General features: G+C 51.4%; 18 protein-coding genes. 4 read left to right on the top strand and 14 right to left on the bottom strand.

All coding sequences use genetic code 11. The features are described 5' to 3' along the window. Position 1: 1 nt before the first annotated feature. From NST23_RS06345 to NST23_RS06330, 4 genes are all read right to left on the bottom strand, one after another. Positions 2-1,390 carry a dihydroorotase gene (locus NST23_RS06345; RefSeq protein ID WP_122962839.1) on the bottom strand — a complete coding sequence of 463 codons (1,389 nt, stop codon included), beginning with the start codon at positions 1,388-1,390 and terminating at the stop codon, positions 2-4. Between the two features lie 19 nt (positions 1,391-1,409). Then, positions 1,410-2,141 carry an IclR family transcriptional regulator gene (locus tag NST23_RS06340; protein ID WP_173596059.1) on the bottom strand — a complete coding sequence of 244 codons (732 nt, stop codon included), beginning with the start codon at positions 2,139-2,141 and terminating at the stop codon, positions 1,410-1,412. A gap of 275 nt (positions 2,142-2,416) precedes the next feature. Beyond that, positions 2,417-7,948 (bottom strand): chitobiase/beta-hexosaminidase C-terminal domain-containing protein, encoded by a 5,532-nt coding sequence (locus NST23_RS06335; protein WP_340963340.1) that lies wholly within the window; start codon positions 7,946-7,948, stop codon positions 2,417-2,419. 170 nt (positions 7,949-8,118) lie between these two features. Next, positions 8,119-8,799 (bottom strand): queuosine precursor transporter, encoded by a 681-nt coding sequence (locus NST23_RS06330; RefSeq protein ID WP_122962836.1) that lies wholly within the window; start codon positions 8,797-8,799, stop codon positions 8,119-8,121. Positions 8,800-9,156: 357 nt separating this feature from the next. On the opposite strand from NST23_RS06330, the gene NST23_RS06325 reads away from it, so the two are divergent. After that, positions 9,157-10,215 (top strand): hypothetical protein, encoded by a 1,059-nt coding sequence (locus NST23_RS06325; protein ID WP_122962835.1) that lies wholly within the window; start codon positions 9,157-9,159, stop codon positions 10,213-10,215. A 152-nt stretch (positions 10,216-10,367) separates the two neighbouring features. Here the strand turns inward: NST23_RS06325 and NST23_RS06320 are convergent, their stop codons facing one another. Beyond that, the gene (locus NST23_RS06320; RefSeq protein WP_173596057.1) at positions 10,368-10,808 is read right to left on the bottom strand and encodes a GNAT family N-acetyltransferase; all 441 of its coding nucleotides are present in this window, start codon (positions 10,806-10,808) and stop codon (positions 10,368-10,370) included. A gap of 827 nt (positions 10,809-11,635) precedes the next feature. Here NST23_RS06320 and NST23_RS06315 point away from each other — a divergent pair. Beyond that, complete coding sequence (locus tag NST23_RS06315; protein ID WP_340963337.1) at positions 11,636-12,826, top strand: hypothetical protein; 1,191 nt, start codon at positions 11,636-11,638, stop codon at positions 12,824-12,826. A gap of 88 nt (positions 12,827-12,914) precedes the next feature. On the opposite strand, the gene NST23_RS06310 is transcribed toward NST23_RS06315, so the two are convergent. Further along, positions 12,915-13,391 (bottom strand): hypothetical protein, encoded by a 477-nt coding sequence (locus NST23_RS06310; RefSeq protein WP_122962834.1) that lies wholly within the window; start codon positions 13,389-13,391, stop codon positions 12,915-12,917. Between the two features lie 203 nt (positions 13,392-13,594). Beyond that, positions 13,595-14,887: an NCS2 family permease gene (locus tag NST23_RS06305; RefSeq protein WP_122962833.1), complete on the bottom strand. Its 1,293-nt coding sequence runs from the start codon at positions 14,885-14,887 to the stop codon at positions 13,595-13,597. Between the two features lie 144 nt (positions 14,888-15,031). Here NST23_RS06305 and NST23_RS06300 point away from each other — a divergent pair, with 144 nt between their 5' ends. Together NST23_RS06300 and NST23_RS06295 are read left to right on the top strand one after the other, a co-directional pair. After that, the gene (locus NST23_RS06300; RefSeq protein ID WP_173598455.1) at positions 15,032-15,901 is read left to right on the top strand and encodes a LysR family transcriptional regulator; all 870 of its coding nucleotides are present in this window, start codon (positions 15,032-15,034) and stop codon (positions 15,899-15,901) included. A 97-nt stretch (positions 15,902-15,998) separates the two neighbouring features. Then, positions 15,999-17,522, top strand: a complete 1,524-nt coding sequence (locus NST23_RS06295) for a glycine betaine uptake BCCT transporter (RefSeq protein ID WP_173598456.1) — start codon at positions 15,999-16,001, stop codon at positions 17,520-17,522. Positions 17,523-17,644: 122 nt separating this feature from the next. Here NST23_RS06295 and NST23_RS06290 read toward each other — a convergent pair whose 3' ends face one another. The 7 genes from NST23_RS06290 to NST23_RS06260 all read right to left on the bottom strand — a co-directional run bounded on the left by NST23_RS06290 (position 17,645) and on the right by NST23_RS06260 (position 23,547). Next, positions 17,645-18,085, bottom strand: coding sequence for a DUF523 domain-containing protein (locus NST23_RS06290; protein WP_287102239.1), 441 nt, complete (start codon positions 18,083-18,085; stop codon positions 17,645-17,647). Between the two features lie 32 nt (positions 18,086-18,117). Next, positions 18,118-19,050: a type I pantothenate kinase gene (gene coaA, locus NST23_RS06285; RefSeq protein ID WP_229049841.1), complete on the bottom strand. Its 933-nt coding sequence runs from the start codon at positions 19,048-19,050 to the stop codon at positions 18,118-18,120. A 155-nt stretch (positions 19,051-19,205) separates the two neighbouring features. Continuing rightward, positions 19,206-20,192 carry a hypothetical protein gene (locus NST23_RS06280; RefSeq protein ID WP_122962829.1) on the bottom strand — a complete coding sequence of 329 codons (987 nt, stop codon included), beginning with the start codon at positions 20,190-20,192 and terminating at the stop codon, positions 19,206-19,208. Continuing rightward, positions 20,183-20,674: an RNA polymerase sigma factor gene (locus tag NST23_RS06275; protein ID WP_229049840.1), complete on the bottom strand. Its 492-nt coding sequence runs from the start codon at positions 20,672-20,674 to the stop codon at positions 20,183-20,185. Before NST23_RS06275 ends, NST23_RS06280 begins: the two co-directional genes overlap by 10 nt. 179 nt (positions 20,675-20,853) lie before the next feature. Beyond that, the gene (locus NST23_RS06270) at positions 20,854-21,306 is read right to left on the bottom strand and encodes a Dps family protein (protein WP_122962828.1); all 453 of its coding nucleotides are present in this window, start codon (positions 21,304-21,306) and stop codon (positions 20,854-20,856) included. Between the two features lie 100 nt (positions 21,307-21,406). After that, positions 21,407-22,621, bottom strand: coding sequence for a M20 metallopeptidase family protein (locus tag NST23_RS06265; protein ID WP_328140231.1), 1,215 nt, complete (start codon positions 22,619-22,621; stop codon positions 21,407-21,409). Beyond that, complete coding sequence (locus NST23_RS06260; protein ID WP_122962826.1) at positions 22,618-23,547, bottom strand: S66 peptidase family protein; 930 nt, start codon at positions 23,545-23,547, stop codon at positions 22,618-22,620. Before NST23_RS06260 ends, NST23_RS06265 begins: the two co-directional genes overlap by 4 nt. Between the last annotated feature and the right edge of the window lie 87 nt (positions 23,548-23,634).

Genomic DNA, 23,634 nt, shown 5'->3' with positions numbered 1-23,634 from the left:
CTCAATGGTTGCGCCCCCCAACAGCCGCTCCCTTGTAAGCGGAACCGGGAACAAACGAACCGAAGCCCGGCTCGACAGTGACCTCTTCGCCGTCGTACACAGTCGTTCCGCGCACAATCGTCTGAATGACTTTGCCCTTCACTTCCTGGCCGTGGAACGGCGACATTTTCGAATGAGAGCGGAAGCGAGTCTCGTCAATTACCCATGTCTGGTCAGGATCAATCACGGCAAAATCGGCATCGTAGCCTACGGCGATTTTCCCTTTGCCCGGAATCTGGAACACTTCTGCCGGATGCTGCGCCATTACTTTGGCGAACTGGACAGGGGTCATCGTGCCTTTTGCTACCGTCGCAGCAAACATCAGCGGCGTCATGATCTCCACGCCTGGCAAACCGGATGCCGCTTTGAAAATGTTGTCGTTGCCCGGATTTTTGTGCTCGGCTCCCCATGGCGCATGGTCGGAGGAAATCAGTTCGATATTCCCGTCCTGGAGGTGCTTCCACAACCCTGCCACTTCCTCTGGCTCGCGCAGCGGAGGATTGTTTTTCGCTTTCGGTCCGAACTGATCCAGTGCGTTCACGTCCAGCAGCAAGTACGGATAACAAGTTTCGCTCGTCACCTGGACGCCTTGCGCCTTGAAAGCATTGATCAAATCGATCGTACGCGGATGACTGACATGGACGATGTGCAGCTTCACGCCTGTCCAATAGGCAAATTCCATCAGCTTGAGCACGGCGCTTGTCTCGGTGACAGGCGGGCGCGTCTCATTATGCGCTTTTGGGTACACTTTGTTTGCCTGTTTATACTCCTCGATCATGTCGACGATGATTTCGTCATTTTCGGAGTGAAAAGCTGCGCGCAGTCCCGTTTCTTTGATCAGCTCCATCGCCTTGATAATTTCCGGGTCCGGGATGCGCGGAAAACGGTACGCATCGGTCTCAAACGTGGACATTTTGAAAGCGACGGCGCCAGCCTCCGCGAGCGGCACGATCTGATCCGTCCCGTTCGTTTTGGAAATGGTGCCCCACAGACATATGTCCACGACCGCTTCTTGCTCCAATTGTTTTACCTTTTTTTCAAAGATTTCTACATTCGAAATCGGATTTGGCAGGTCGTAGGGCATGTCCAGAAATGTCGTGATTCCCCCTGCTGCCGCAGACATGCTCGTCGGGATAAATCCTTCGTTCGGATTGCTGAAACAGTGAACGTGAACATCGATGGTTCCCGGGAACACGTAGGCGTTGGCAAAATCCAGCACCTTATCCGCCACAAGAACCGCATCCGGCGACTCGATAACGGCAATCTTCCCGTCCTTGACCCCAATCTGTCCCAAAGTCACCTGATCTTCTCGTACCATCTTCCCGCGAACAACCAAATCGTATTTTTCCATTGTATTCTCCCACCTATCTTTACAGATAGCGCTGAATCGACTCTGCCGCTGCCATCAGATGGGCAACCAGTTCCTTTTCGTCTTTTTCCAGCATCCGTCCACGAGGTCCGGCAATGCTCAAAGAAGCGACAACCTGCTGATCGGAATCATGGATGGGTACACCGTAAGAAACGACGCCTTCATCGATCTCCCCATCCGAGAAGGCGTACCCCTTCTCTCTGATTTCAGCCAAATTTTGTTTCATGACGGCGAGATCGGTGATCGTCTGCTCGGTGTGTTTGCGCACAAACCCTTTCCCGTACAGCTCTTCCACGATCTCCTCTGCAAGAAAGGCAAGCAGCGCCTTGGAAGATGCCCCGCCGTACAACGGAACAATCTGTCCTTGCTCCGACGAAACTTTGATGGGCTGATGAGACGCAATCGTTTCGAGACAGACCGCCTGCATGTTGGAGTACACCAGCAAAATCGACGTCTCTTCTGTCTCCTTGGTCAATTGCCTCATCACAGGCTGCGCGATGGCTGTTATGTTCATGTCCAGGCGGACGATTTTCGCCAGCTTCAAAAAACGGTAGCCCAGGCTGTAGTACCCGTTGGCCGATTCCATGATATAGCCTTTTTCTTTGAGCAAACGCAGATGACGATAGACAGAACTTTGCGGCTGTCCCAACTTCTCGGCGATTTGCGGTACGTTCAACGCTCTTGTGTCAAAATCGAACAAATCCAAAATGTCCAAGGTTTTCTCTGCACTCATCTGATCTTGTATCCTTCTTTCGTAGTGTGATATCCCTCCTAACAGATTAGCATAGGACTGACTCTTGTTCCATTATCAACATTTGATAATTGATTATCATTTATTAAATTTTATGTTTTTACTATAGCGCACTTCGTTTGCTGAAGACAACTCATTTTTTCATTTGCCTGAAAATAAAGCTTTTCTCCCGGCCATAAATGCTTGATACGAGCGGGTTTTGTTTGGTACGCAGCAAAAAAGAAAAAGCTCCCCTGTTTGACAGAGGAGCTTTTCGCTCATTGGCTAGTTTCTACATTTCGCACAAACACATACACCTTCACCGTCTTGCCTTCATACTGGATCGTGATCGTTGCCCTTGTACCCCCAGAGGCATCTGCCAAGACGCGAATCCGTCCTGTCTCGTCTACCTCCACCTGCTCGGGCACGCTCGACTCGAACTGGATTCCTGCTGCATCCGTCACTTCTTCTGAACTTCCGTCGCCGTAAGTAGCGAGGACTTCAAGCTGCAGCTCCTCTCCAGGTACGAGCTTTAGCGATTTTGCCTTGACTTCGAGTTTGTCCAAAGCGGCATCTCCGACGACGTAAGCCGCAGCGGATTGCACCGGGAAAACGGCCATGTCATCCTCTCGTGTCACCTTGATCGGCTTGCCCTTGGCTCCGGTTACCGTCTTCCACTTTTTGTTCCGGTACGTGTAAACTTGCCGCTTGTCGTCGCCGTCAGTTGCAGCGGGCAATCCGAGCGTGAAGCCTGCTTTGCCCAGGCTGGTCAGTTCTTTTCCGTTACTCCACGCTTGCAACAGGTAGGCTTCGCCCGGATTGGGAACGCCTTGCCACCCGTTTCCTTCTGCTTCCGTCAAGGAGAGGGCGAATTTTCTGGCCCGTTCCGCCGCAAAATACGCTCCCGGCACTTCCACCCATGCCCCGCCAGGTACGGTCAGTCTTGCGCCGATCTCCTTTTTCTTCAACACTTCGACCAGTTGCTGATCCAGTGAAATCTGCTGCTCTTCCTGCCTTGCCTGTTTGCTCTGGAAGCGATCTTCTGTATCGGCATCATCCTCCTCGGGTGCCTCTACTGCCTCCTCTTCGATCTGGATGAACAACGCAGGCGTGAAGCCGATTTTTTCCCTCACATCCTTGATTGCCACAAGGAAATCGCCGAGCGTTTCCAGCAATTCCTCCACTTGCTCGTCTGACGCCTTGATCTCGGCTCCAGACTCGACCTCGATTGTGCCAGCCTGTTTCAGCAGCGTTTCAGCCAGGACGCGAACGCGTTTCGCCGCGTCTTTTGAGATATCTTCTGCATCGAGTGGGGCGAGCGCCGTTTTGGCAAAGTTCGTCAAGGCAGCAAGCCCGAGTCTGGCAAGCTCTTCGTCCTCCCCTTTTTCGCTGACAAGAGGATCAAACGCTTTTTGCAAAAATGATTCGGTCAAATCACGCATTGTCGCTTCCCGGATGACCTCACGTTCGGCCTGCTCCATTACAGCAGCCAGCACCGTTGAAATCGTATCGGAAACTGTATCCCACTTGTCCGCTGGCTCCGGCTTTTTCGATTGGAGCAGCTTTTCCAAACTGCCGAGAACGAGGCCCACCTGTTTCACAATGCTTTCCTCGTCGGTTGCAGACAAAATCGCGTTTTCCGCTTGCTTGTTCAGCTCCCTCTGCTTTTCCGGCGTCGGTGTCGTGTCTGGCGGGGTGACTGGCGGAATCGACGGGCTTGTCGGTTTGGCAGGCACTTGCACCGCAAGCGTTTGGGTCAGGGCAGTCGATTGATCTGACAGCCTGGTCACTTGCAAAATCAGCTCTACACTCATCGCGCGATTCGGCGGCGTGATCGTGCCATCCAGCGCTATGACATCGGTGTCGCTCGACGACTTGATCGCAAGCGCAAATTTTGCCGGCACTTGCGGCAGAGCGAGTCTGGTCGCTCCGGCTGCTGGCTGGGCGATGCGTGTAATACTGTCTGCTACTTCCTGCGCTGTCGTTTCGTGCTCGCCTTGATTTTGCAAATCGAGCTGCACAAGCACCGGATCATGGTCGCTTACCCGGCCTTGACGCTCTGTGAACCCGGCATTGATATGCACGATATCGACCTTCGCGTTTGGTTCCAGATGCGGGCTGACCAAAATTTGATCGAGCACTTGCGAGTTGCCTTGGTACACATACGTGTATTGTCTGCCCGGCGGCAGCGTCTCGACCATGTTGGTCAAAGCTCCATCCGCCAAAGCTCTCACCGGGTTGGAGAACGGGAAGTCATTCAGGTCACCCAAAACAACTACGTTTGCCTTGGCGTCTGCTGCGTGAATCTGTTTGACAAAGCGGTTCACAACGCCGGCGATTTTCATCCGCTGCGCTTCACTCACCAGCTTCGGCGGCTGATCTTTGCCAAACAGCGCCCCATCTCCGCCCTTGGAATTAAAATGGTTGGCGATGACAAACACGGATTGGCCCTGGAATACAAACTCGGCTGCCAGTGGCTTGCGGCTGGACGCGAACGCCTCGTTGTTCGGATCGACCCGGCCCGGATTGAGTGTGAGATGCGGCGCTCCGTTGCGCGACTCGACCTGCACCGCTTCTGTTGCTGTTCCCGCTGCGCCGTCTGCCAGTTGCACGCGATCCGGGTTGTAGAAAAATCCGACGCGAATGTTGCCGCCTGGCTGGCCGCCGTCCTGGTTGTTTTGCGGAGCGATATCGACGTAGCGGTAAGCAGGCCCGTTCTTTTGCCCGATGGCCTGAATCAACGCTTGCGCCGATTTGGAAGCATCCGTCTCACCGTTGTCTGTCGGCCCGTTGTTGTCCTGCATCTCTACGACACCGATAATATCCGGCGCTTTCATGTTCTCCACGATCGTTTCCGCGATGCGCCCGATTTTGTCTGAATCCGTTTTCGCTGAAAAGTTCTCGATGTTGTAGGAAGCGATCACGAGCTTATCCGGTTTTGGAGACAGTTTGGTCACAGTCGGCTCGCTGCCGCCTGCCTGTACGGAAAACGTTTTGGTGTGATACAGCTTGTAGTTCGCAAAGCTGTAATCGACAATTCCTACCAACGGTTCGGAAAAAGTGTCGCCAACCTTCGGATGATCCAAGATCGGCTCGAATTTGTCCGCTACCGTAATGCGCTCAGGGTGAAAATCGTCTGCTTGCAGCAAAACTCCGCCTGCTGGCGTTCGCGGCTGTTCGGGGTGCGCTTGGTCGTCAATGATGACGAACTCAACACTTGCCGGGTTGGAGAAAACTTTTGTCTCCCCGACCACGACTGGATTGTCGATCTGAACCAGCATCCCTTCGAGGCTTTCCCAAAAATCAATGCCGTCCTCCTCCGGATCGAACTTGCCCAGACTGTCGTTGTCGATGACCCTTTTTGGATAGCGGTAATTTCCTTTTCCGAGCACAATCGGGTCTGGCAAGGACTGATCCGGTTTCGTCACGGTGACTTTCGCAGCATCAATCTGCGTCTGCGTGAGGTCAGTGGCCGCCCTGCTCTGTTGCACATACTCCTTCACAGTCCCGTCGACGCTCACTTCATCGCCCGGTTTGACGGCTGCTTTCGGCTCATACACATAAATTCCTTCTGATGTACGCGGATCATCGTCGGGAGCTGTGTCTTGCATGTAGAAGCCCTGGACTGTTCCGCTGCTTTTCACGACCGCCGTGACAATTCCCGCAACAGCTTTTACCGTGCCGTCCGCCATCGGCGATTGGTGCGAAGCTCCTTGGATATCATGAATGCGAATGTTGTCTTTTTGGATCGTGTAACGGAACGTGGCGACTTTGCTATCCGTAAAGCCTTCTTTGACTGCAAACGCTTGAATCGTCGTGTCCGCATCAATCTGGAGCGGGGCTGTATAGACGGCACTGGCGCGAGTCGGCGGCGAACCGTCTGTCGTGTAGTAAATTTTCGCATCGGCCATAGACGTAGACAAAGTTACTTTGGTGCCTGCGGCGATCAGCGGCCCTTGCGGATACGCTGTCACAGTCGGCACTGTGGTCGCATCCTCTACCAGATCAGCCGCCGTGCGCGGCACAAGTTTGTACTCGTTATAATCGTAATTGACGACCCCGGTGATGCTGGCGTAGGTCACGTCCTTTTCCAAAGGAAGCGCTGGCGATGGACGCGACAGAAAGCTTCCCTGCGCGTCTTGCAGCGTGTAGTTTCCGCTTTGTACGGACTTTACCGTAACTTGGTGAACTGTGACCAGCTTGCCTTCGATTGCTTCTCCCGTGCTTGCCGCAAAATCGGCCGAGGTAACCAACTGCGGTGCTGGCACGCCTGCCTGCTTTTCTACGACCGTGACCTGATCGGCTGCCGCTTCCAACTGGGCAAGCCCGTAGTAGTCGTTCAGTTTTCCGGTCGCCTGAATTTTGTCTCCGACCTCGATCTTGCCCGCAAGTCCTGGCGCGCGCAGGACAATCCCGGCTGTGTCATCCTGCATGTAGACGTTGAACTGCCCGCCTGCCTCGAACATGGCTGTGACGGTTCCTTCAATCATGGCTGTTGTCCCTTTGGCCAAAACTCTCGCTTCGGCAATCGCGCTCGGCGCAAGCACAGCCTTCGCCACGGCTACAGGCTCGCTTTCGAACATCTGGCCGCGCTCGTCCGCAAGCTGCTGCGTCACGTACACTTTTTCCAGCTGATCGGGAACTTGAACCGAATAGGAAAAGGCCCCATTGTCCGCTGCGCTTCCTGTCGGACTGCCGCCGAGCAACAAGCTGTTTCCGCCGGGAGCGTCATACGCGCGAAGAATCGCCTTGCCCGCTGCCGCTCCTGCCTGGCCCTTCAGCTCGGCTGTCTGCCCCCCTTGCTGCAAACTGACTTTGTCTACTGCGATGGCAGGGCTTGTAGCTGCTGGAACCAGTTCCGCGCCCTGACTTTCCTGTTTGCTGCCTTCTTTTGCCGTGAGATAGACAGCCGTTGCCCCCGGATTGTGATTGGCAAAAGTCAAATCGATTTGCCCGGCTTGGTCTGCTGCTTGTTCAGCCAGAGCTGTTTCGCTTCCCGTGGGCTGGGCTGCGTATACTTTGATCGTGACATTCGGGCGGACATAGCCGCGAATGGTGGCTGCCGCCGGATTCGTGTTGTCAAACAGCAGCCCTCTGCCGCTCGGCTTCTCGGTGACATCTGTCGCAGGCGGAGTTTCTGCCGGACTCGCCGTATTTTTCGGCGTCAGCTCACCCGCGATGAAGTCGGCGCTGTTATCGTTCGTATCCCAGCCGTTTCCGCCGTTTGGCGCGATGCCGTCGGCGTTGCTTTTGCGAGAGACACTGGTGGAGGCCGTCGTAGCCGGAGCAGGTGCTGCGCCTTCATACGCATTGGCTGCTCCGAAGCCGACCAGATCGACGATATCAGGGGATGACACATCGGTTCCGGTCAAAACGGTTCCGCTCCTGACCAGCGCAACCTTTCCTTCCGTGCCGGACAAGTTCAGCGTCCCTGTATCATCCGGTGCGGGAAGCTCTGCTATGCCACCTGTGCCTGCCGCCTGTTTGACCAAATAAAAGCCGTACGGGGCAATCGTGCCAGTCAAACTGGACTTTTGCCAGGCGCCTGTTCCTTTGGCAGAACCGTATTGCACCGACCAGCCGTTAAGAGATACTGGTGTGCTAGTCGGGTTGTACAGCTCGATAAAGTCATTTTTGTAATGGGACCCGCTGTTTCCCCCGCCCCCGTACACCTCGCTGATCACGATATGATCGGCATGCTGCGCCTTTGCCTGCGGCAGCCATCCCGTCGGCAAAACCGCGCCCGCAACCACAGCTGCGATTAGCGCCAGCTTGGGCAAACGGCGAAAACCTTGGTTTTTGTGTGACATTCTTTCTTCATTCCTCCTCTCCAAAATACGAAACGAAAGCTATGAACATCGTAAACAATCAATCTGAACTGTATGTAAATTTGATGTAAACAATGTATAATCCTTCCATTATGCACACAACAAAAACCGCCAAAAAGCACGATGCTTTGGCGGTTTTTCTGTCTTTTCACTTAATCCTCCGGAACTTTCATACTGCGGGCGATATAGAGAACCGGCGTGGAAGCGGCCGATACGACAAACTTGATCAGGTAGGTAGTCAGCAAAATTTGCCACCATACTTCCATCGGGTATACACCGAGAAAAGCAATCGTGCAAAAAGTAACGGAATCGAGCAATTGGCTAAACAAGGTGCTCCCGTTGTTGCGAATCCACAACTGATTGCGGCCCGGGCATTTCTTTTTCAGCCAGGAGTAAATTTTCACGTCGACAAACTGGCTGAGCAAATACGCGCACAGGCTGCCCAGCGCAAGCCGCGGCATCAAGCCGAACAGCGTCTCCAGCGATTGCTGCGAAATGTCTGTTTCTTGCGGCTCAAATACAAGCACGAGCTGCATAATGATCGTCGTCGCGATCAAGGTGAAAAATCCGAACCAGACTGCCTTTTTCGCTGCCTTCTCCCCATACTTTTCGTTCAGCAGGTCTGACACGAGATAAATCGACGCGTAAATCGTGTTGCCCAATGTCATGACCAGTCCAAACATTTCGATGGTTTTCACCACCTGTATGTTGGCGAGCACCGTAGCCATCCCGATCCAGGCATACAGCCCCATGCGGCCGAACAGGCGGTAGCAGAGCAGAAACAGCCCGAAATTCACCAGAGCGAAAAAGACTCCAAGTGTAAGATTAAACATATATAATGCCTCCTAGTTTTGATAACGCGGGAGTTTTGCGAACCGCGGCCCTTTTTGGGCATTCCAACATTGTACTTGGATTTGCTTGTTTTCGCAATGATATCTTGGCGAGGTTCCCACTCCCTCCCCCTCCCCCTCCGGCTTGCCGCGCCGCATGTCGCCCGCTGTCGTTTTCCACGTGCTATTTTTCATGACAACGATCCTTCAAGCATGTCCTGTTACTCCTTTGTCAGCACGATGTCATCCGGTTGTAACCATTTCGCTATCTGCTTCGTACATAATGAACGCATAGCAAGACACGAGCTCACTCACCACACACACCACGAACAAACATCTGGACAGGAGAGGATTTTCATCATGAACAACTGGAACAAAATCGTAACCGGAACGGTGCTCACTTCGGTGCTTTTCACCGGACAAGCCCTGACTGCCGATGCCGCAAGCACAAGCTCTGCACCGAAAAACTTGCAGGTGCTCTCGCAAAAAACGGCAGACGTTACCGGCGACAACAAAGCCGACACGATCGCCTTGTATGGCAAAAAGGAGAAAAACAGCCCGTACGTGAGCGATCTCACTGTCAAAGTGACAGACGGCCAAACGAAAAAGTCCGTGACGATTGACCTCAAAGACAGCGGCTATGAGCCAAAGCTGTCCGTGCAAGATTTCACTTACGACAAAAAAGGCGAAATCATGGTTTCGGCTGATACAGGCGGCAGCGGCGGCTATACCACCAACTATATTTACACGCTGAAAAACGGCAAAGCCGAGAAGCTCAGCTTGCCTGGACTGGATAAAAACAAGGCAGGTGTGCTCGGCGGCGGATTCGTCCAGCTGAAACCGATCGACAACAATAAAAACGGCCTGTACGTTCTGGAAGGCACAGAGCGCCTGACCGGAGATTACAATGCGGACGTTCGCGGCTACCTCCAGTCGAAATGGAAATGGAGCCAAAACAAATGGGAATTGATGAGCGCCCACTTCGAGCCGACCAAAACGGAAAAGCAAGTGTACCAAGGTTCTTTTAAAAGCCATGACTCCGCGTATGCTTTTCTCGCGCCAAAGTCTTGGAACGGCAACATCCTGATTGACGAGCGGACAGGCCCGAACGCAGACCCTTACTTGCCGGAAGCCAAAAGCGTGACTTCCTTCCAGTTCAACGCAAGCAAAACGGAAGATCAGGCGGCTGTCGTCGTCATCTACGCTTTTGACAAAAACGACTGGAAAAAGCTGAACAACCCTGACGAGCCGCCAGTCGGCTACGAAATCGCGCAAGATCCCGCTACCAACACGGTCTATGCAGCTGCTTTGCCTCAGGACAGCGTATTCGACCCGGCAACAGACCAAGGCAAAAAGTTTCTCTCGCTGGTCATGACGCTGGATGAAGTGAAAAAAGCGTTCGTGCTGGTGAAGCGCTAAGCTTTCAAGCATCTGAGCCAGCCGAGCCTCTAGACTTCGTGAGCCATGAAAAAGAAAAGGACACCTTTTGCCCGATCAGGTGCAGCAGGTGTCTTTTTTCTGTGAACAACGTCTCGGCGTTTTTTTATGCAATGGGGTGTGACGGCTTGCGCTCAAACGACACGGTCATGACTGTTTGGTTTGACACAGAAAAAACGTTCCGTCCCGGGGTACAGCTCTCCCAGGCTCTCCACGGCAAAGCCACACGCCTGATAAAACGCGACTGCGTCCTGGTCTGTCTCCGCTTGCAGGGCAGCAAACGAATGCTGCTGCAATACCTCGTCAATCAGTTTGCGGCCAATTCCTTTTCCTCTTTTTGCTTCTTCGACAGCGATATGTAAAATGACGGCGGTATTTTCCGTGCGATTGATTTTGAGTCCAATGATCGCCACGAGCTTTTCGCCTTCCGCGAAAGCGTACAAAATCCGGTTCGGGTCGGACTTGTACAGCCGCATGAGCACGTTCAGTTTTTCCTCGGTCGGGTTGAAAATGCTCGCTGCGATGACGGACGCGACATCATCCGTCAGTTCATGGATTTGTTTTAGCTGGAGCATTTGTTTCCTCCCCTTTTTCACTTTTTGAATGCCGCCGACATAAAAATCATTGGCTGTCAGGTTTTCCTTGAAACAGGCATTGCATCGCTCTACACCTGCTCGTTCATTATACAGATTCCTCCAATTTTCTTGTGTCCCGATGTGACAATGAAAATTTGTGGAGATCATCGGTGCCGTTCACTTTTACTACCATTCCGTATTTGGATGAGGAGCACCAGTTCGAACCGTGTGGAAACTTTACTTTTCCCATCACATGAGGGCAGTGAAATTTGAGATCGTTTCTGTCGTCGCCTGCGTACGCCATTTCAAATCTAAATGTTGCAATGGATGGAACCGGATGATCGATGGGAAACCCACATTGATAACGCAAACGTAAATCACTGATAAATCTCAGGTGAAGGGCAATAAATTAAAAAGTGCCTTCGCGCGGCGCCATCAACAAAGCCCGTAAAATCGCTTCGCGGCTGTGCCCCGTTGCACCTTGGGGGGAATGCTTCTTAATTCTTTTACGTATTGGCACAAGTGACTTCACCTTTCTCGAAGTTTTCGTGCTTGGTCGCTTGAAAACCTCCAAGAAGGTGAAGTCTTTTTTATGCTTTTCTAGCCCTTGATACCAAAGGTCTCAAGAACCTGTCAAAGACTCATCTATGAAAAACGCTTTAGAAAACTATGCACCCTATTTATTTTAAAGATAGCTATTAAGAGACGTATGAAAGCCAAAGTAAAAGTTTCAAAATATTAATAATTGGAAATGAACTCCTAAACAATATTTTACAACAAAAATAATTAATGGTAATATTTCACTTATTATAAAGGAGGTAATAAGTATGAAAAAAATAAGTAGTTTAGTTATAGCTTTTGCTCTTGTATCTTCCTTAGTGGTTACACCTAGTGGTATGGCAGCAGAAAAAAATTTCAATATAAGGACAGTAGGTCACCTTGAGTCAATCACTTCAGAAACGGAGTACAATGAAGCAACAGGGGAAGAAATAACAACTGAAAAACACGGTGTAGATGTAAAAGGAATGTTTAACGTGAATGAAAAATTGTTTTCAGCCAAGATTAAGAATTTAGAACAAGGGATTTCCTACAATTTAATAGGAGAATTAGATAAAGTATTGTCTGAAGATCAAGCTTACTATTTTATTGGAAAAGATTCTAATAATGACTTGATTCAATTTGAAGCAATAGTAGAAAAAGTATCAGACAATGACTATAAATCAACCATTAACATCTATGAATACTTGGAAAACAATGAAGAACCAATAAATGCAAATACTTTTATATTTGATGGAAATTCTTCTGAGATAAAAAAATATAGAATTGAAACAGAAAGAAAACCTATTGTACTTAGCTTATCTAATAATGCTCTAAAATCTTTTAGTGAAGAAGACTCCTATTATAGCGATTTACAAGGTGGGTCTGGAAAAGGCTATAGATACTTAATTCAAGGGCCTGAGACAACACATATAGACGCTGGTAATAATTACGCATTTAGATGGGGTACAAAAATTAAGGACATTGAAACAAAATTAAAAAAAGAAGGGATTGATTACACTGGATACCATGATATTGTTGATTTCAGAACAAGAGTATACACTAATGCGCCTCTTGTATTTAACACTGTAGAGCCAATTAGCAATTCAACAACAGAGTTCCAAATCCCAATGTACTTAGGACAATACGTGGGTACACAATTTATTACTGTGAGAGCTCACGATGTTACAATAACAGGATCAGGTACAGATAACTTACTCTACAAATTAACATGGAATTCAGCCTATTCCCCTTCTGGTTACCTAGATGAAAGAAAATTTGATGTTAATCCTAAATCCGCTCCAGGTTTTGTTGTAAAATATTTTATGGATACGCCCTCTTCAATAAGCACTGGAAGCAAAAAAGTTAATTTTAATGGTTATTTTAAATACAGATCAAAATACAACTCCTATTCTCTACTACTCAATTATTATACAGAAATAACGCATAGTGATTACTACACGATTAAAATAATTAAATAATCTTATTTGCACAAAAATAGCGGTTAGGCTATATAACCTAACCGCTATTTTTGCTTTTAGCTTCTTTTATTTAAGTTATGTAACTTTTTTAATAGGAAAATGGATACATATCACTAAAAAGAATTGTATCGCTCAGAATGTAGTTATCCACTTCTGTCACAAAGGAAGAATAAACTGAGGTGAGTGGAGCAGAGTTATTTCCTTTCTTCCAGTATGTCAATCGAATTTCCACATCATGACTAACTGAAAATACAGACTCTTCATATCCTCCTTTCATCCCTTCAAAACTGACTCCTTCGGCTTGCTTGAAACTCTCTGGAGCTAATTCTAAGTACCTATTGTCTGCATGAATAATTATTTTGGTCTCTCCTGTTTGAGGTACTCCTGATATTTTTAAATTTATGCTTATTTTATCCCTTTCATTAATCGTAGTTCCATCTTCCTCATACTCAACTTTTATCTTTTTTAATGCTTCAGTAGCAGAATTATAGTTATACAAATCTCTAGCAAGCAATCCTAAGACAACAGCAATAATAATCAGAAAAACTAAAATAATTTTTCTCATTAGAATCTACCCGCTTTCTATTTTTGTATAAAATTTACATTTTAAAATTATATCACAAATAAGTAATATCGTATAGAAACCTCTTCTTAACACAGGCATGCTCTCTTTTTTATGTAATTTCATCTTTATCAAAAGGCAATTTTTCATCACGCCCAAACGAGACAAAAAAATACCCCGACTATTTACGTCAGGGTATCGTTGTCTCACGCCAAAATCGGCAGCATCAGGTTGAGCAAAAACAGTCCGGCGATCACGTAGAGCAGAGCAGGCACTTCCTGGCGTTTGCCCAGCGCGAGCTTCATCAGCGGGTACGCCACGAAGCCAAAAGCGATTCCGTCGACAATGCTGTAGGACAGCGGAATGATCGCGATGATCAGGAAGGCCGGGAAGCCCTCGGAAAAGTCTTTCAGGTTGATGTTTTGCACATTTTGCAGCATCAACGCCCCGATGATGATCAACACAGGAGCAACGGCGCCATCCGGGATCATTTTCACGACCGGAATCAGGCCGAGCGAGAACAGCAGAAGCGTTCCGGTCACGAGCGTGGTCAAGCCTGTGCGCCCACCTGCGGCGATACCTGCGGCTGTCTCAACCGTAGCGACCGTCGGGCTGGTTCCCATAATCCCCGAGATGGCTGCCGACAAGGCGTTTGCTTGCAAGGAGCGGCGAAACTTTTGCGGCTGGCCGAACATCGCTGTATGCCCGTGCAGCAATCCGATATTTTCAAACACGATCACCATTGCCAGCGAAAAAGTGGCGATCCAGAATGGCAAAGTCCAGATGGCGGAAAACGACATGCCAGCAAAAACTTGCCCGTACTGCGCAAACGAGAAGCTGCCGCCTTCACCCGGCGAAACAACCCCGAGCAAGAAACCCAATCCGGTTCCCGCCGCAATCCCGATCAAAAAATTGCCCGGGACATTGCGCACGAACAAGATCAGCGTAAGCAACAGCGTGACCAGTGTCACTACCACATGCGGGCTGGACAAATCGCCGAGCGCCACGAATGTGGACGGGTTGGTGACGATCAGGCCGCCTTTTTGCAGCCCGATAAAGGTCAAAAACAGACCGATGCCCACGGTGATCGCTTCTTTCAGCGACGTAGGAATCGCATTGGACAAAATCGTCGCCACCCGGGTAAAGGCGATGACGGTAAAAATCAACCCGGAAACGAATACGGCTGCCAGCGCTTCTTGCCAGGACAGCCCCATCGACTGGCAAAGCGTATAAGTGAACAGCGCGTTAATCCCCATCCCAGGGACGAGAATAATCGGCGCATTCGCCCAGAAGGCCATCAAGAGCGAGCCGATAAAAGCGGTCAGTACCGTTGCGAGAATGCCCGCTTCCATCGGTATTCCGGCATCCTGCAAAATCGAAGCGTTTACGGCAACAATGTAGACAATGGTGACAAAGCCGATAAATCCGGCGATAAGTTCCCTTTGAAACGTCGTGTCGCAAGCGCGCAAGTGAAAAAGTTTTTCCAGCCACGTACGCACGTATATTTCCCTTCTTTCTTCGTTGTCTTCTCCAACTTTCACGTAAAAAATATGCTATCATAGCGACAACAATATGAAAAATATCAAGAAAATCTGCTTTTCATATCGAAATCATATAGATGACAACAGAAAGAAGGAAGCTACGTGGATATACGGCAGTTACGCTACTTTATCGCGATCGCGGAAGAAGGGCAGATTACGGGGGCGGCAAAGCGGCTGAACATGGCCCAACCGCCGCTGAGCCAGCAGCTCAAGCAAATGGAGGACGAGCTGGGAGTCGTACTGGTGGAGCGCTCCGGAAAACGGATGGAGTTGACGGAAGCCGGACTCACTCTGTACAGACAGGCGCTGAATATCGTGCACCAAATGGAAGAAGCTTTGTCCGAAGTAAAAGAAACGGGGGAAGGGATTCGCGGGACGCTGTCCATCGGGGTGAGCGCTCTGTCCGCCTATCGCCTGCCGGGGCAAATTCGCCTGTTCCAGCAAAAATACCCGCTCATTACGTATAAAGTCTGGAAAGGCGACACCCAGTTGCTCAATCAATGGCTGGAGCGGCGCACGATTGAGGTCGCCATCGTCCGGCTGCCCCACTCGCTCAACAACTGCACCATGATTCCGCTGGAAGAGGAAGCTTTCGTCCTGATCGTCCCGGCAGACTCGCCCTATGCAGATCGCAGCGAGATTCACATGCGTGAAATCGCCCAGTTGCCGCTGATCATGCCAAGCCTTCCCGGGCTGGGCATCTACGATCTGATCGTGAAAGAATTTTCCCGGCTGGGCGTGGAGCCGCACGTCATCTGCGAGTGTCCGGATATTTCGCTGATCGTCAGCATGGTCGCCGCTTCCGTCGGTTCGTCGATCGTCCCGATCTCCGCCTGGGAAACGCATCAGAGCGAACAAATCCGCGGAATCAAGCTCGCGGGAACTTCTATTTACTCGTCCGCGGCTGTCGTCTGGCAATCCGGGCGGCATTTGTCCAAAGCCGCCAAGCGGTTCATTGAGACGTTTTCGTAGAGGCTGCCGTATGTCTAATGCCATCTCATTGGAATAATCTCGGAAATCTCGCGGGACGATAAACTATCGCCATATTGCCTGTCCCGGGAGGAACCGTATGACCTTTTTCATTTCTATCGTGATCGTGGTGCTGATCGTCTTGTTCGGTGCTATCTCGCCGGAGCTTTTTGCCAGCGCAGCCGCGCAGGTGCTGAAGATGACCACGACGAACTTTGGCTGGTTTTACTTGATCGTCACATTCGGTTTTCTGATCTTTTGCCTGTTTCTCGCGTTTAGCCGCTATGGACAAATTCCGCTCGGCGGCGATGACGACGAGCCGGAATATTCCTTGCCGACCTGGTTTGCCATGCTGTTTAGTGCCGGAATGGGCATCGGGCTTGTTTTTTGGGGAGTGGCAGAGCCGATCTCGCACTACTTTGCTCCCCCGGCGGGCGTGACCGGACAAACGACCGAAGCCGCCCAGACGGCCTTGCGTTACGCCTTTTTCCACTGGGGCTTGCATCCGTGGGGAATATACGCCGTCATTGCGCTTGCCCTCGCCTACTTTCAGTTCCGCAAAGGGGCAAAAGGCTTGATCTCCTCGACTTTTCTCCCTCTGCTTGGCGACAAAGTAAACGGCCCGATCGGCAAAGGCATTGATGTGCTCGCTGTCATTGCGACTGCTTTTGGCGTTGCCACTTCCCTCGGGCTGGGCACGCTGCAAATTAACGGAGGCTTTACCCACTTGTTCGGCGTGCCTTCCAATTTGTTCGTGCAAATCGCCATTATCGTAGTCATTACCGTGCTGTTTCTCGTGTCCGCAACGACCGGACTGGACAAAGGGATCAAGTACCTCAGCAACACCAACCTGATTTTGGCATTGGCCTTGCTTTTCCTCACGCTTGTCCTGGGGCCGACCTCGTTTCTGTTCGATACTTTCACAAGCACCCTTGGCAGCTACTTGAACAACCTTGTCTCCATGAGCCTCAGACTCACCCCGTTCACGCAAGGAACATGGGTGGCGAACTGGACGCTGTTTTACTGGGCCTGGTGGATTGCCTGGGCACCGTTTGTCGGCATGTTCATCGCCCGCGTCTCCAAAGGGCGCACAATCAAAGAGTTCGTCATCTGCGTCATGCTCGTGCCGAGCCTGCTCAGCTTCATCTGGTTTTCCGTGTTTGGGGGAACCGCGCTGCATCTGGAGATTTTTGATCAGGCCCAGATCGGGCAAGCTGTGCAGAACGATATTTCCACTGCCCTGTTTCTCGCTCTGGAGCAGCTTCCCATGGGCTACATCTTGGCCGTAGTCGCAACGCTTTTGGTCATCACCTTTTTTATCACTTCGGCGGACTCGGCTATTTTTGTCCTGGGCATGCTGTCGTCGGACGGCAAGCTGAATCCGTCCAATCGCGTCAAAATTACGTGGGGCATCCTGCAATCGGCCATTGCCGTCGTGCTGTTGCTCAGCGGCGGATTGGAAGGGCTGCAAACCGCCTCGATCGTCGCTGCCCTGCCTTTTGCCGTCATCATGGTTTTGATGTGCTACTCCTTGCTAAAAGCGCTCAAAGAAGAAGACCAGCTTGTCAAAAAGCAGCGCAAGGAACAGCAAAGAAAGTTGGAGCGCTTGCTGGAAAAATCGTGAATGGCTCATGAGGAGTCAGCCAGCACAAAAAGCCCGCGTACAGAGCAATCGCTGCGTACACGGGCTTTTCATGGCATCGCAGGCAAAAGTTTTCTCCACCCGCTTTGTTCTTCTGTTTCGCTTTAGTCCCGCTCCGACCGGACTTCTATCCCGTTTCTGCGGAACAAGGCGGCGGTCAAGCCGATGCCCGACACCTTTTTCCCCGAAAATTGGCCGTCGTACACAAACGAACTGCCACAGGACGGACTGTTTTCCTTCAAAATGGCAGAAGTTGCCCCGACAGTTGTCGCCAGCCTGAGCGCCTGCTGTGCTCCCGCCAAAAATTCGGCCGTCACGTCGCGGCCTGTGTTGTCGATAATTTTTGCCCGGCCATCCAGCACATCGTATCCGTCGCCCCCGACAATCTCCGCTGGCGGACGGGGAGTTGGCAGACCACCCAACTGCTCAGGACAGACAGGGATTGCTTTGCCCTCCCTCAGCAGTTGTTCCAGCTCGCTGTCCAGGCACGATTTCTGGTCATAACGGCATTCACACCCGATCAGGCACGCACTGATCACTTTCACAAGCAATCCCTCCCGTTGCGATTCGCTTTTCGTTACAGTTTGCGCAGCTTGACGCTTTGCACCATGTGATCTTGCCCTTTGTTCAAAATGAGCTGCGCCCTGACTCGCGTCGGCAAAATGTTTTGCACCAAATTGGCCCCGTTGATTTCCGTCCAGATGCCTGTCGCCACTTCTGTCGCTTCTTCGTCGGACAAGCTCGCATACCGTCTGAAATACGAGTTCGGATCGGAAAACGCCGTTTGCCGCAGCAACTTGAAGCGCTCGACGTACCATTCCAAAATGTCTTTTTCTTCTGCATGCACGTAAATCGAATAATCGAAGAAATCGGAGACGATGACTTCCGATATGCGCGGCTCGTCGCCTTTTGGCGGTTGCAGAACATTCAATCCTTCCACAATCAGAATATCCGGCTGGCGAACGGTTTGCCATTCCCCCGGAACGATGTCGTAGACCAGATGGGAGTAAACAGGAGCCTTGACTTCAGGCAACCCGGATTTCACATCAGCCAAAAAATTGATAAAACGGCGCAGGTCGTAGCTCTCCGGGAAGCCTTTGCGCTTCATGATGCCCCGCTCTTCCAGGACGCGGTTCGGGTAGAGGAAGCCGTCTGTCGTGACCAGATCGACCTTGGGATGGTTCGGCCAACGCGACAAGAGCGTCTGCAAAATCCGGGCCGTCGTGCTTTTGCCTACAGCGACGCTGCCGGCAATCCCGATAATAAACGGAACCTTGCCGTCCTGATTGCCCAAAAACGTATGCGTAGCCTGATACAGCTCCTGCATGCCGCCAACATACAAGTTCAACAGTCGGGACAACGGCAAATAAATGTCGGCGACCTCGGTCATGGATATATTTTCATTCAGTCCCTGCAAACAGGAGAGCTCTTCATCTGATATGGTTAGCGGTGTGGAAGCACGCAGTGCTCTCCACTGCTCGCGGTTGAAAGTAACGTAGGGTGATGCCATGGGAATGTACATCCTTTCCATCATGAAAGTGCTTTCTTTGTTTCATCACAAAGTAAGTTTACACTAGCATGCCGCTCTTGGGAACAAGAGGGATGTCCCGAAGCAAATCACGGACACTTTCCCCCTGCGAAAATGAGTACATTCCCACAGCAATATCACCTTTCTTGTTTCGCGAAGTCTTTGGCTGGCAAGCTTTGTTTTCCCTCCAATTCCCAGGTTTTCGTTTGCTCCACCCAGCGGTAGCGAACAGACTGATCGCTGCCCTTTCCGTCATTGTAAATCACGATTGCGGTAGGATTATGCCTTGCTAAAAATACGGAAGGAAGGCTCCCTTTGTACGGCCTGTTCTCGAAAACTGGTTGCATGGAGAGGCGAGCGATTTGTTTTAACACCTCTTCCCTCCATCCCAAATCAGCGTAGATACGACCCTGCTTGTCATTGCTGAGGTAAATAAAGGCAGACGGCTCAAGAGAAAAAGATTGGAGCATCGCTGCTTTTTTTTGCGCAAGTTCATAGGCATACTTCACATCTGCCTGAAATTCCAGGTTGTTCGTCAAAAAAAGAATGTTTTGAAAAGCATACACATAAGTTGGCCCACTGGCTCGCAGCGGCAGCCGTTCTGCTTTCAAACGGGCATTCTCAAACGTATACGTAATATCGTGCGAGCGCGTGAAGTCTTCTTTGATCTTGATTTGGTCTGCCTGATAGCCTTCCGGGAACAAAACGACATGAAGCTTCCTGCGCTTGTCTTCTAACAGCAGCGCTTCTTTGGCATCGAGGAAGACACCGTCCAGTGGTGAACGTGACATTTTCTCGATGTTCACCCCTCCATATACCCACAGCAGCTCTTTCATGCTTTCCAGCTGCCTTTGAACGAAATAATCGCTCACTGGAACGCTCTCTTTTTCCTGCGACCAATTTTTGCTGCTCTCCTGGCCAAACTCGCTCGTAACGCCTGCACTTGTCACGGCAATGAGAACCGAGCACGCCAAAATGGCTGCGATCCGGCCTGACCCGCTTTTTTTCCTTCCCTTTACCTGGGCGAAAATGTTTTGTTCGATTTGCTTCAAGTGTTCTGCATCCGCCTTGAATGCCTTCTGCTCGCGCTTTGCCAACAGGCGCAGTCCTTTCTCTATGTCCAATCCTCTCCCTCCTTTAGCAAAAGTGCCTTTAGCTTTTCGCGGGCACGATGCAATCGCGTATACACCGCACCAGTCGAGATGCCAAGCACCTCTGCGATCTCTTCCGCGCTAAGCTCTTCAAAATAGCAGAGAATCAGCATTTGCCGATGCCGATAGGGCAGTTTGGATACAGTTGTAACCAATTGACGCCATTCTTCTTTTTGCATGACTTCCTCTTCCAATTCGGTAAACCCTGGAACAAGCGGATCTGCCTGGTAAAACAAATTTCGGAATGACCATGATCGTCGATATCTTTTGCATTCATTGACAGCAATCCGATACAGCCAGGTTTCGACTTTACTATCGCCCCGAAAGTTCGGCAGATGCTGATACGCACGCAAAAACACTTCCTGCGTGATATCTTCCGCAACCAGCCGATCTTGGACCAGCCAACAACACAGGCGATACACGCGATAAAGATGGTCATCAACCAATTGTTCCAACGAGACTTCCGCCGTAGCATGGAGAACCGAGATGGACGATAGCAGCTCTTTATTCCTCAGCTTTCTCGCCTCCTTCTCCTGTTAGATACAACATCTGCTTGTTTCTTACAGCTATTTTGTAAATATTTTCATATAAAAACAAGCTGACACCAAAGGCATCAGCTTGCTTCTGCTTTCGTTTATTTTCCCAAGTACGCCTGCAGCATCCAGACATGCTTTTGCAAGCTTTCACTCATTCCCAAAAACATGTCGCCTGTCGCTTCGTCGTTTGCCGCTTCCGCCGCCGTGATGCCCTCTTCAAGCTCCCCGATCAATGTCGTGAAATCGCTCACGACTGCTTGCACCATCTGATCGGCCGACTCGCCGCCAGCCGCTTCCTTGATGGAAGCTTGCTCGATACAGGACTTCATGGTCGAGACAGGCTTGCCGCCGACAGCGAGAAGTCGTTCAGCCAGGTCGTCCACATACGTCGCGGCTTCGTTGTACAGCTCCTCGAATTTGGCATGGAGCGTGAAGAAATGCGGGCCTTTTACATACCAGTGGAAATGGTGCAGCTTCACATACAACACAGACCAGTTGGCAACCTGCTTATTCAACACATCGGTGACGGGCCGACTCATTGTCATGCTCATGAAAGACGCTCCTCTCTTCACTTTCCTAAAAAAGATATGCGTCTGTATTGTGCCGCCGCTCGCGATATCCTATACCCGTCCCACGGATTCAGCTTCCTCGCTATTTTGCTTGGCGTTGCGCCGCCTGTTTTTGCAAAAAGGTCATGGCGTTACAGGCTTGCATGGCTGCGCCGATCATCAGGCTGCGCTCATCGAGGTCGAAGCGCGGGTGGTGAACGGGATAAACGAGGCCCGCCTGCTCATTGCGCACGCCCAGGTGGTAAAAAGCACTGGGAACATGATCGGCAAAAAAGGCAAAGTCCTCTACGCCCAGACTGGGCAGCTCATTCACCTTAACCTTGTCGGTTCCCAGCAGTTGCTCGCCGCACTGCTTCACGAGGTCAACCATGGCGCTGTCGTTGATCAAGGAAGTGTAGCCTTCCTCAAACACGACCTCAGCCGCCCCGCCGAGGCTTCGCGCCGCAAGCTCTGCCACCTCGCGCACGCGCTCCTTCACCATCGTCCTGACTTTTTTGTCCAGCGTCCGAATCGTTCCGGTCAGCTTCACTTCCGAAGCGATCACGTTGCTCGCCGTCCCGCCGGAAATCATGCCGAGCGACAGCACCGCCGAGTCGCGCGGATCGACGTTTCGGCTGACAATCGTTTGCAGAGCGGTGATGACGTGGGCGGCGATCACAATCGCGTCTCTTCCGTTGTGCGGATAGGCGCCGTGCCCGTTTTCTCCCCTGACGACGATGTGTACATCGTCAGACGCGGCGTTCATTTGTCCGTATTTGACCGCGATGCTGCCGACGGCAAGCTCCGGGGATACGTGCAAGCCAAAGACGGCGTCCACACGCGGGTTGTCCAGCACGCCTTCGCGAATCATCGGCAACGCCCCGCCTACCGTCTCTTCTGCTGGCTGGAAAAACAGCTTCACGCTGCCTGCCAGTTGATGCTTCTGCGCTACGAGCAGCCGCGCTGCGCCAAGCAAGCATGTCATGTGGGCATCGTGACCGCAGGCATGCATCCGGCCCTCGATCTGGGAGCGGTACTCCACCGCGTTTTCCTCGAAAATCGGCAAGGCATCCATATCGCCGCGAAGCCCGACAACACCACCCGGATGCGCTCCTTCGATTATTCCGACGATACCTGTGCCCGCCACTTTTTCATGCGGAATGCCCAGTTCGTTCAAGTAGGCGCTGATTTTTTCCTGGGTACGGAACTCCTCCATCCCGAACTCGGGATATCGGTGAAAATCGCGTCGAACCTCCGTCAGCCACGGAAGCAGCTCTTGTGCACGTTGCAGCAACGCTTCGTTTAGCCCTGTACTCATACCGTCACACTCTCCTCAATCGCCAACACCCCGTGCGTTGCGTCAAGCGTAGCCTCCACGCCAAAAGGCAGAGCCATGTTGAAAGCGCCGTGCCCGATTTGCACGTTCCAGATGGTCGGCTTCCCGTACGGCACGACAATGTTTTGGAAGACGTCCCACACGGAAAAGCCTTCGCGTTTTTTCGGCTCGCAGTTGGTCCACGTACCGATGACCACGCCCGCGCAATCGTTGAACAGCCCGCCGAGCGCCATCTGTGTCAGCATGCGATCGATGCGGTACGGCTCCTCGTCGATATCTTCCAGAAACAAGATTTTTCCTCGCGTATCCAGCTGATAAGGCGTGCCCATCAAAGTGGCGATCAAAGCGAGATTGCCGCCGACAATCGGCCCGTACGCTTGCCCTTCTACGAGACAGACAACGTCCTCTCCCGGCGGATTGATGATCGGTCCGAGCGGCTCCGGTCGCGTCATCGCCCGCAGCAAATACTGTTTGGACCAGTCATCCAGCCCGTGTGCAATATCGGAAGTCGCCATCGGGCCGTGCAAAGTCGCAAGCCCGGCCTGCTGCCCAAAAGCGGTGTGCAGCGCTGTAATGTCGCTGTAGCCGACAAACAGCTTCGGATTTTGCGCAATCAGGTCGTAATCGAGCATCGGCAAAATTTGCGGCGCCCCGTATCCGCCACGCATGCACATGATTCCGTCCACTTCGTCATCGGCAAACATCGCGTTCAGCTCGCCAGCCCGCTGCAGCGGCGTCCCGGCCAAATACCCGCCGTACGTCTCATAGCACGTTTCCCCGACTTTTACCTTGAAGCCAAGCTCCACAAGCCCGGCAATCGCTTTGTTCAACATTTCTTCCGTAGCCGGACTTGAAGTGGCAACCAGTCCGATCGTATCTCCTGCACGCAACGCTTTTCCTTTGTTCATCCGACCCGTCTCCCTTTTACGATGATTGATCCCGTTCACAGCTTCCTGTTGCATGCAACTTGGCACGCTCCACGTACGCTGCCACTA

Origin of the sequence: Brevibacillus sp. FSL K6-0770 (assembly GCF_038000275.1) — a bacterium.
GTDB lineage: Bacteria > Bacillota > Bacilli > Brevibacillales > Brevibacillaceae > Brevibacillus > Brevibacillus parabrevis.
This window is presented reverse-complemented; position numbering and strand designations above follow the sequence as displayed.

Coding starts and splice junctions, on each gene's coding strand:
- NST23_RS06345 (WP_122962839.1), bottom strand. CDS start 1,390: ATGGAAAAATACGATTTGGTTGTTCGCGGGAAGATGGTACGAGAAGAT.
- NST23_RS06340 (WP_173596059.1), bottom strand. CDS start 2,141: ATGAGTGCAGAGAAAACCTTGGACATTTTGGATTTGTTCGATTTTGAC.
- NST23_RS06335 (WP_340963340.1), bottom strand. CDS start 7,948: ATGTCACACAAAAACCAAGGTTTTCGCCGTTTGCCCAAGCTGGCGCTA.
- NST23_RS06330 (WP_122962836.1), bottom strand. CDS start 8,799: ATGTTTAATCTTACACTTGGAGTCTTTTTCGCTCTGGTGAATTTCGGG.
- NST23_RS06325 (WP_122962835.1), top strand. CDS start 9,157: ATGAACAACTGGAACAAAATCGTAACCGGAACGGTGCTCACTTCGGTG.
- NST23_RS06320 (WP_173596057.1), bottom strand. CDS start 10,808: ATGCTCCAGCTAAAACAAATCCATGAACTGACGGATGATGTCGCGTCC.
- NST23_RS06315 (WP_340963337.1), top strand. CDS start 11,636: ATGAAAAAAATAAGTAGTTTAGTTATAGCTTTTGCTCTTGTATCTTCC.
- NST23_RS06310 (WP_122962834.1), bottom strand. CDS start 13,391: ATGAGAAAAATTATTTTAGTTTTTCTGATTATTATTGCTGTTGTCTTA.
- NST23_RS06295 (WP_173598456.1), top strand. CDS start 15,999: ATGACCTTTTTCATTTCTATCGTGATCGTGGTGCTGATCGTCTTGTTC.
- coaA (WP_229049841.1), bottom strand. CDS start 19,050: ATGGCATCACCCTACGTTACTTTCAACCGCGAGCAGTGGAGAGCACTG.
- NST23_RS06270 (WP_122962828.1), bottom strand. CDS start 21,306: ATGAGCATGACAATGAGTCGGCCCGTCACCGATGTGTTGAATAAGCAG.
- NST23_RS06265 (WP_328140231.1), bottom strand. CDS start 22,621: ATGAGTACAGGGCTAAACGAAGCGTTGCTGCAACGTGCACAAGAGCTG.
- NST23_RS06260 (WP_122962826.1), bottom strand. CDS start 23,547: ATGAACAAAGGAAAAGCGTTGCGTGCAGGAGATACGATCGGACTGGTT.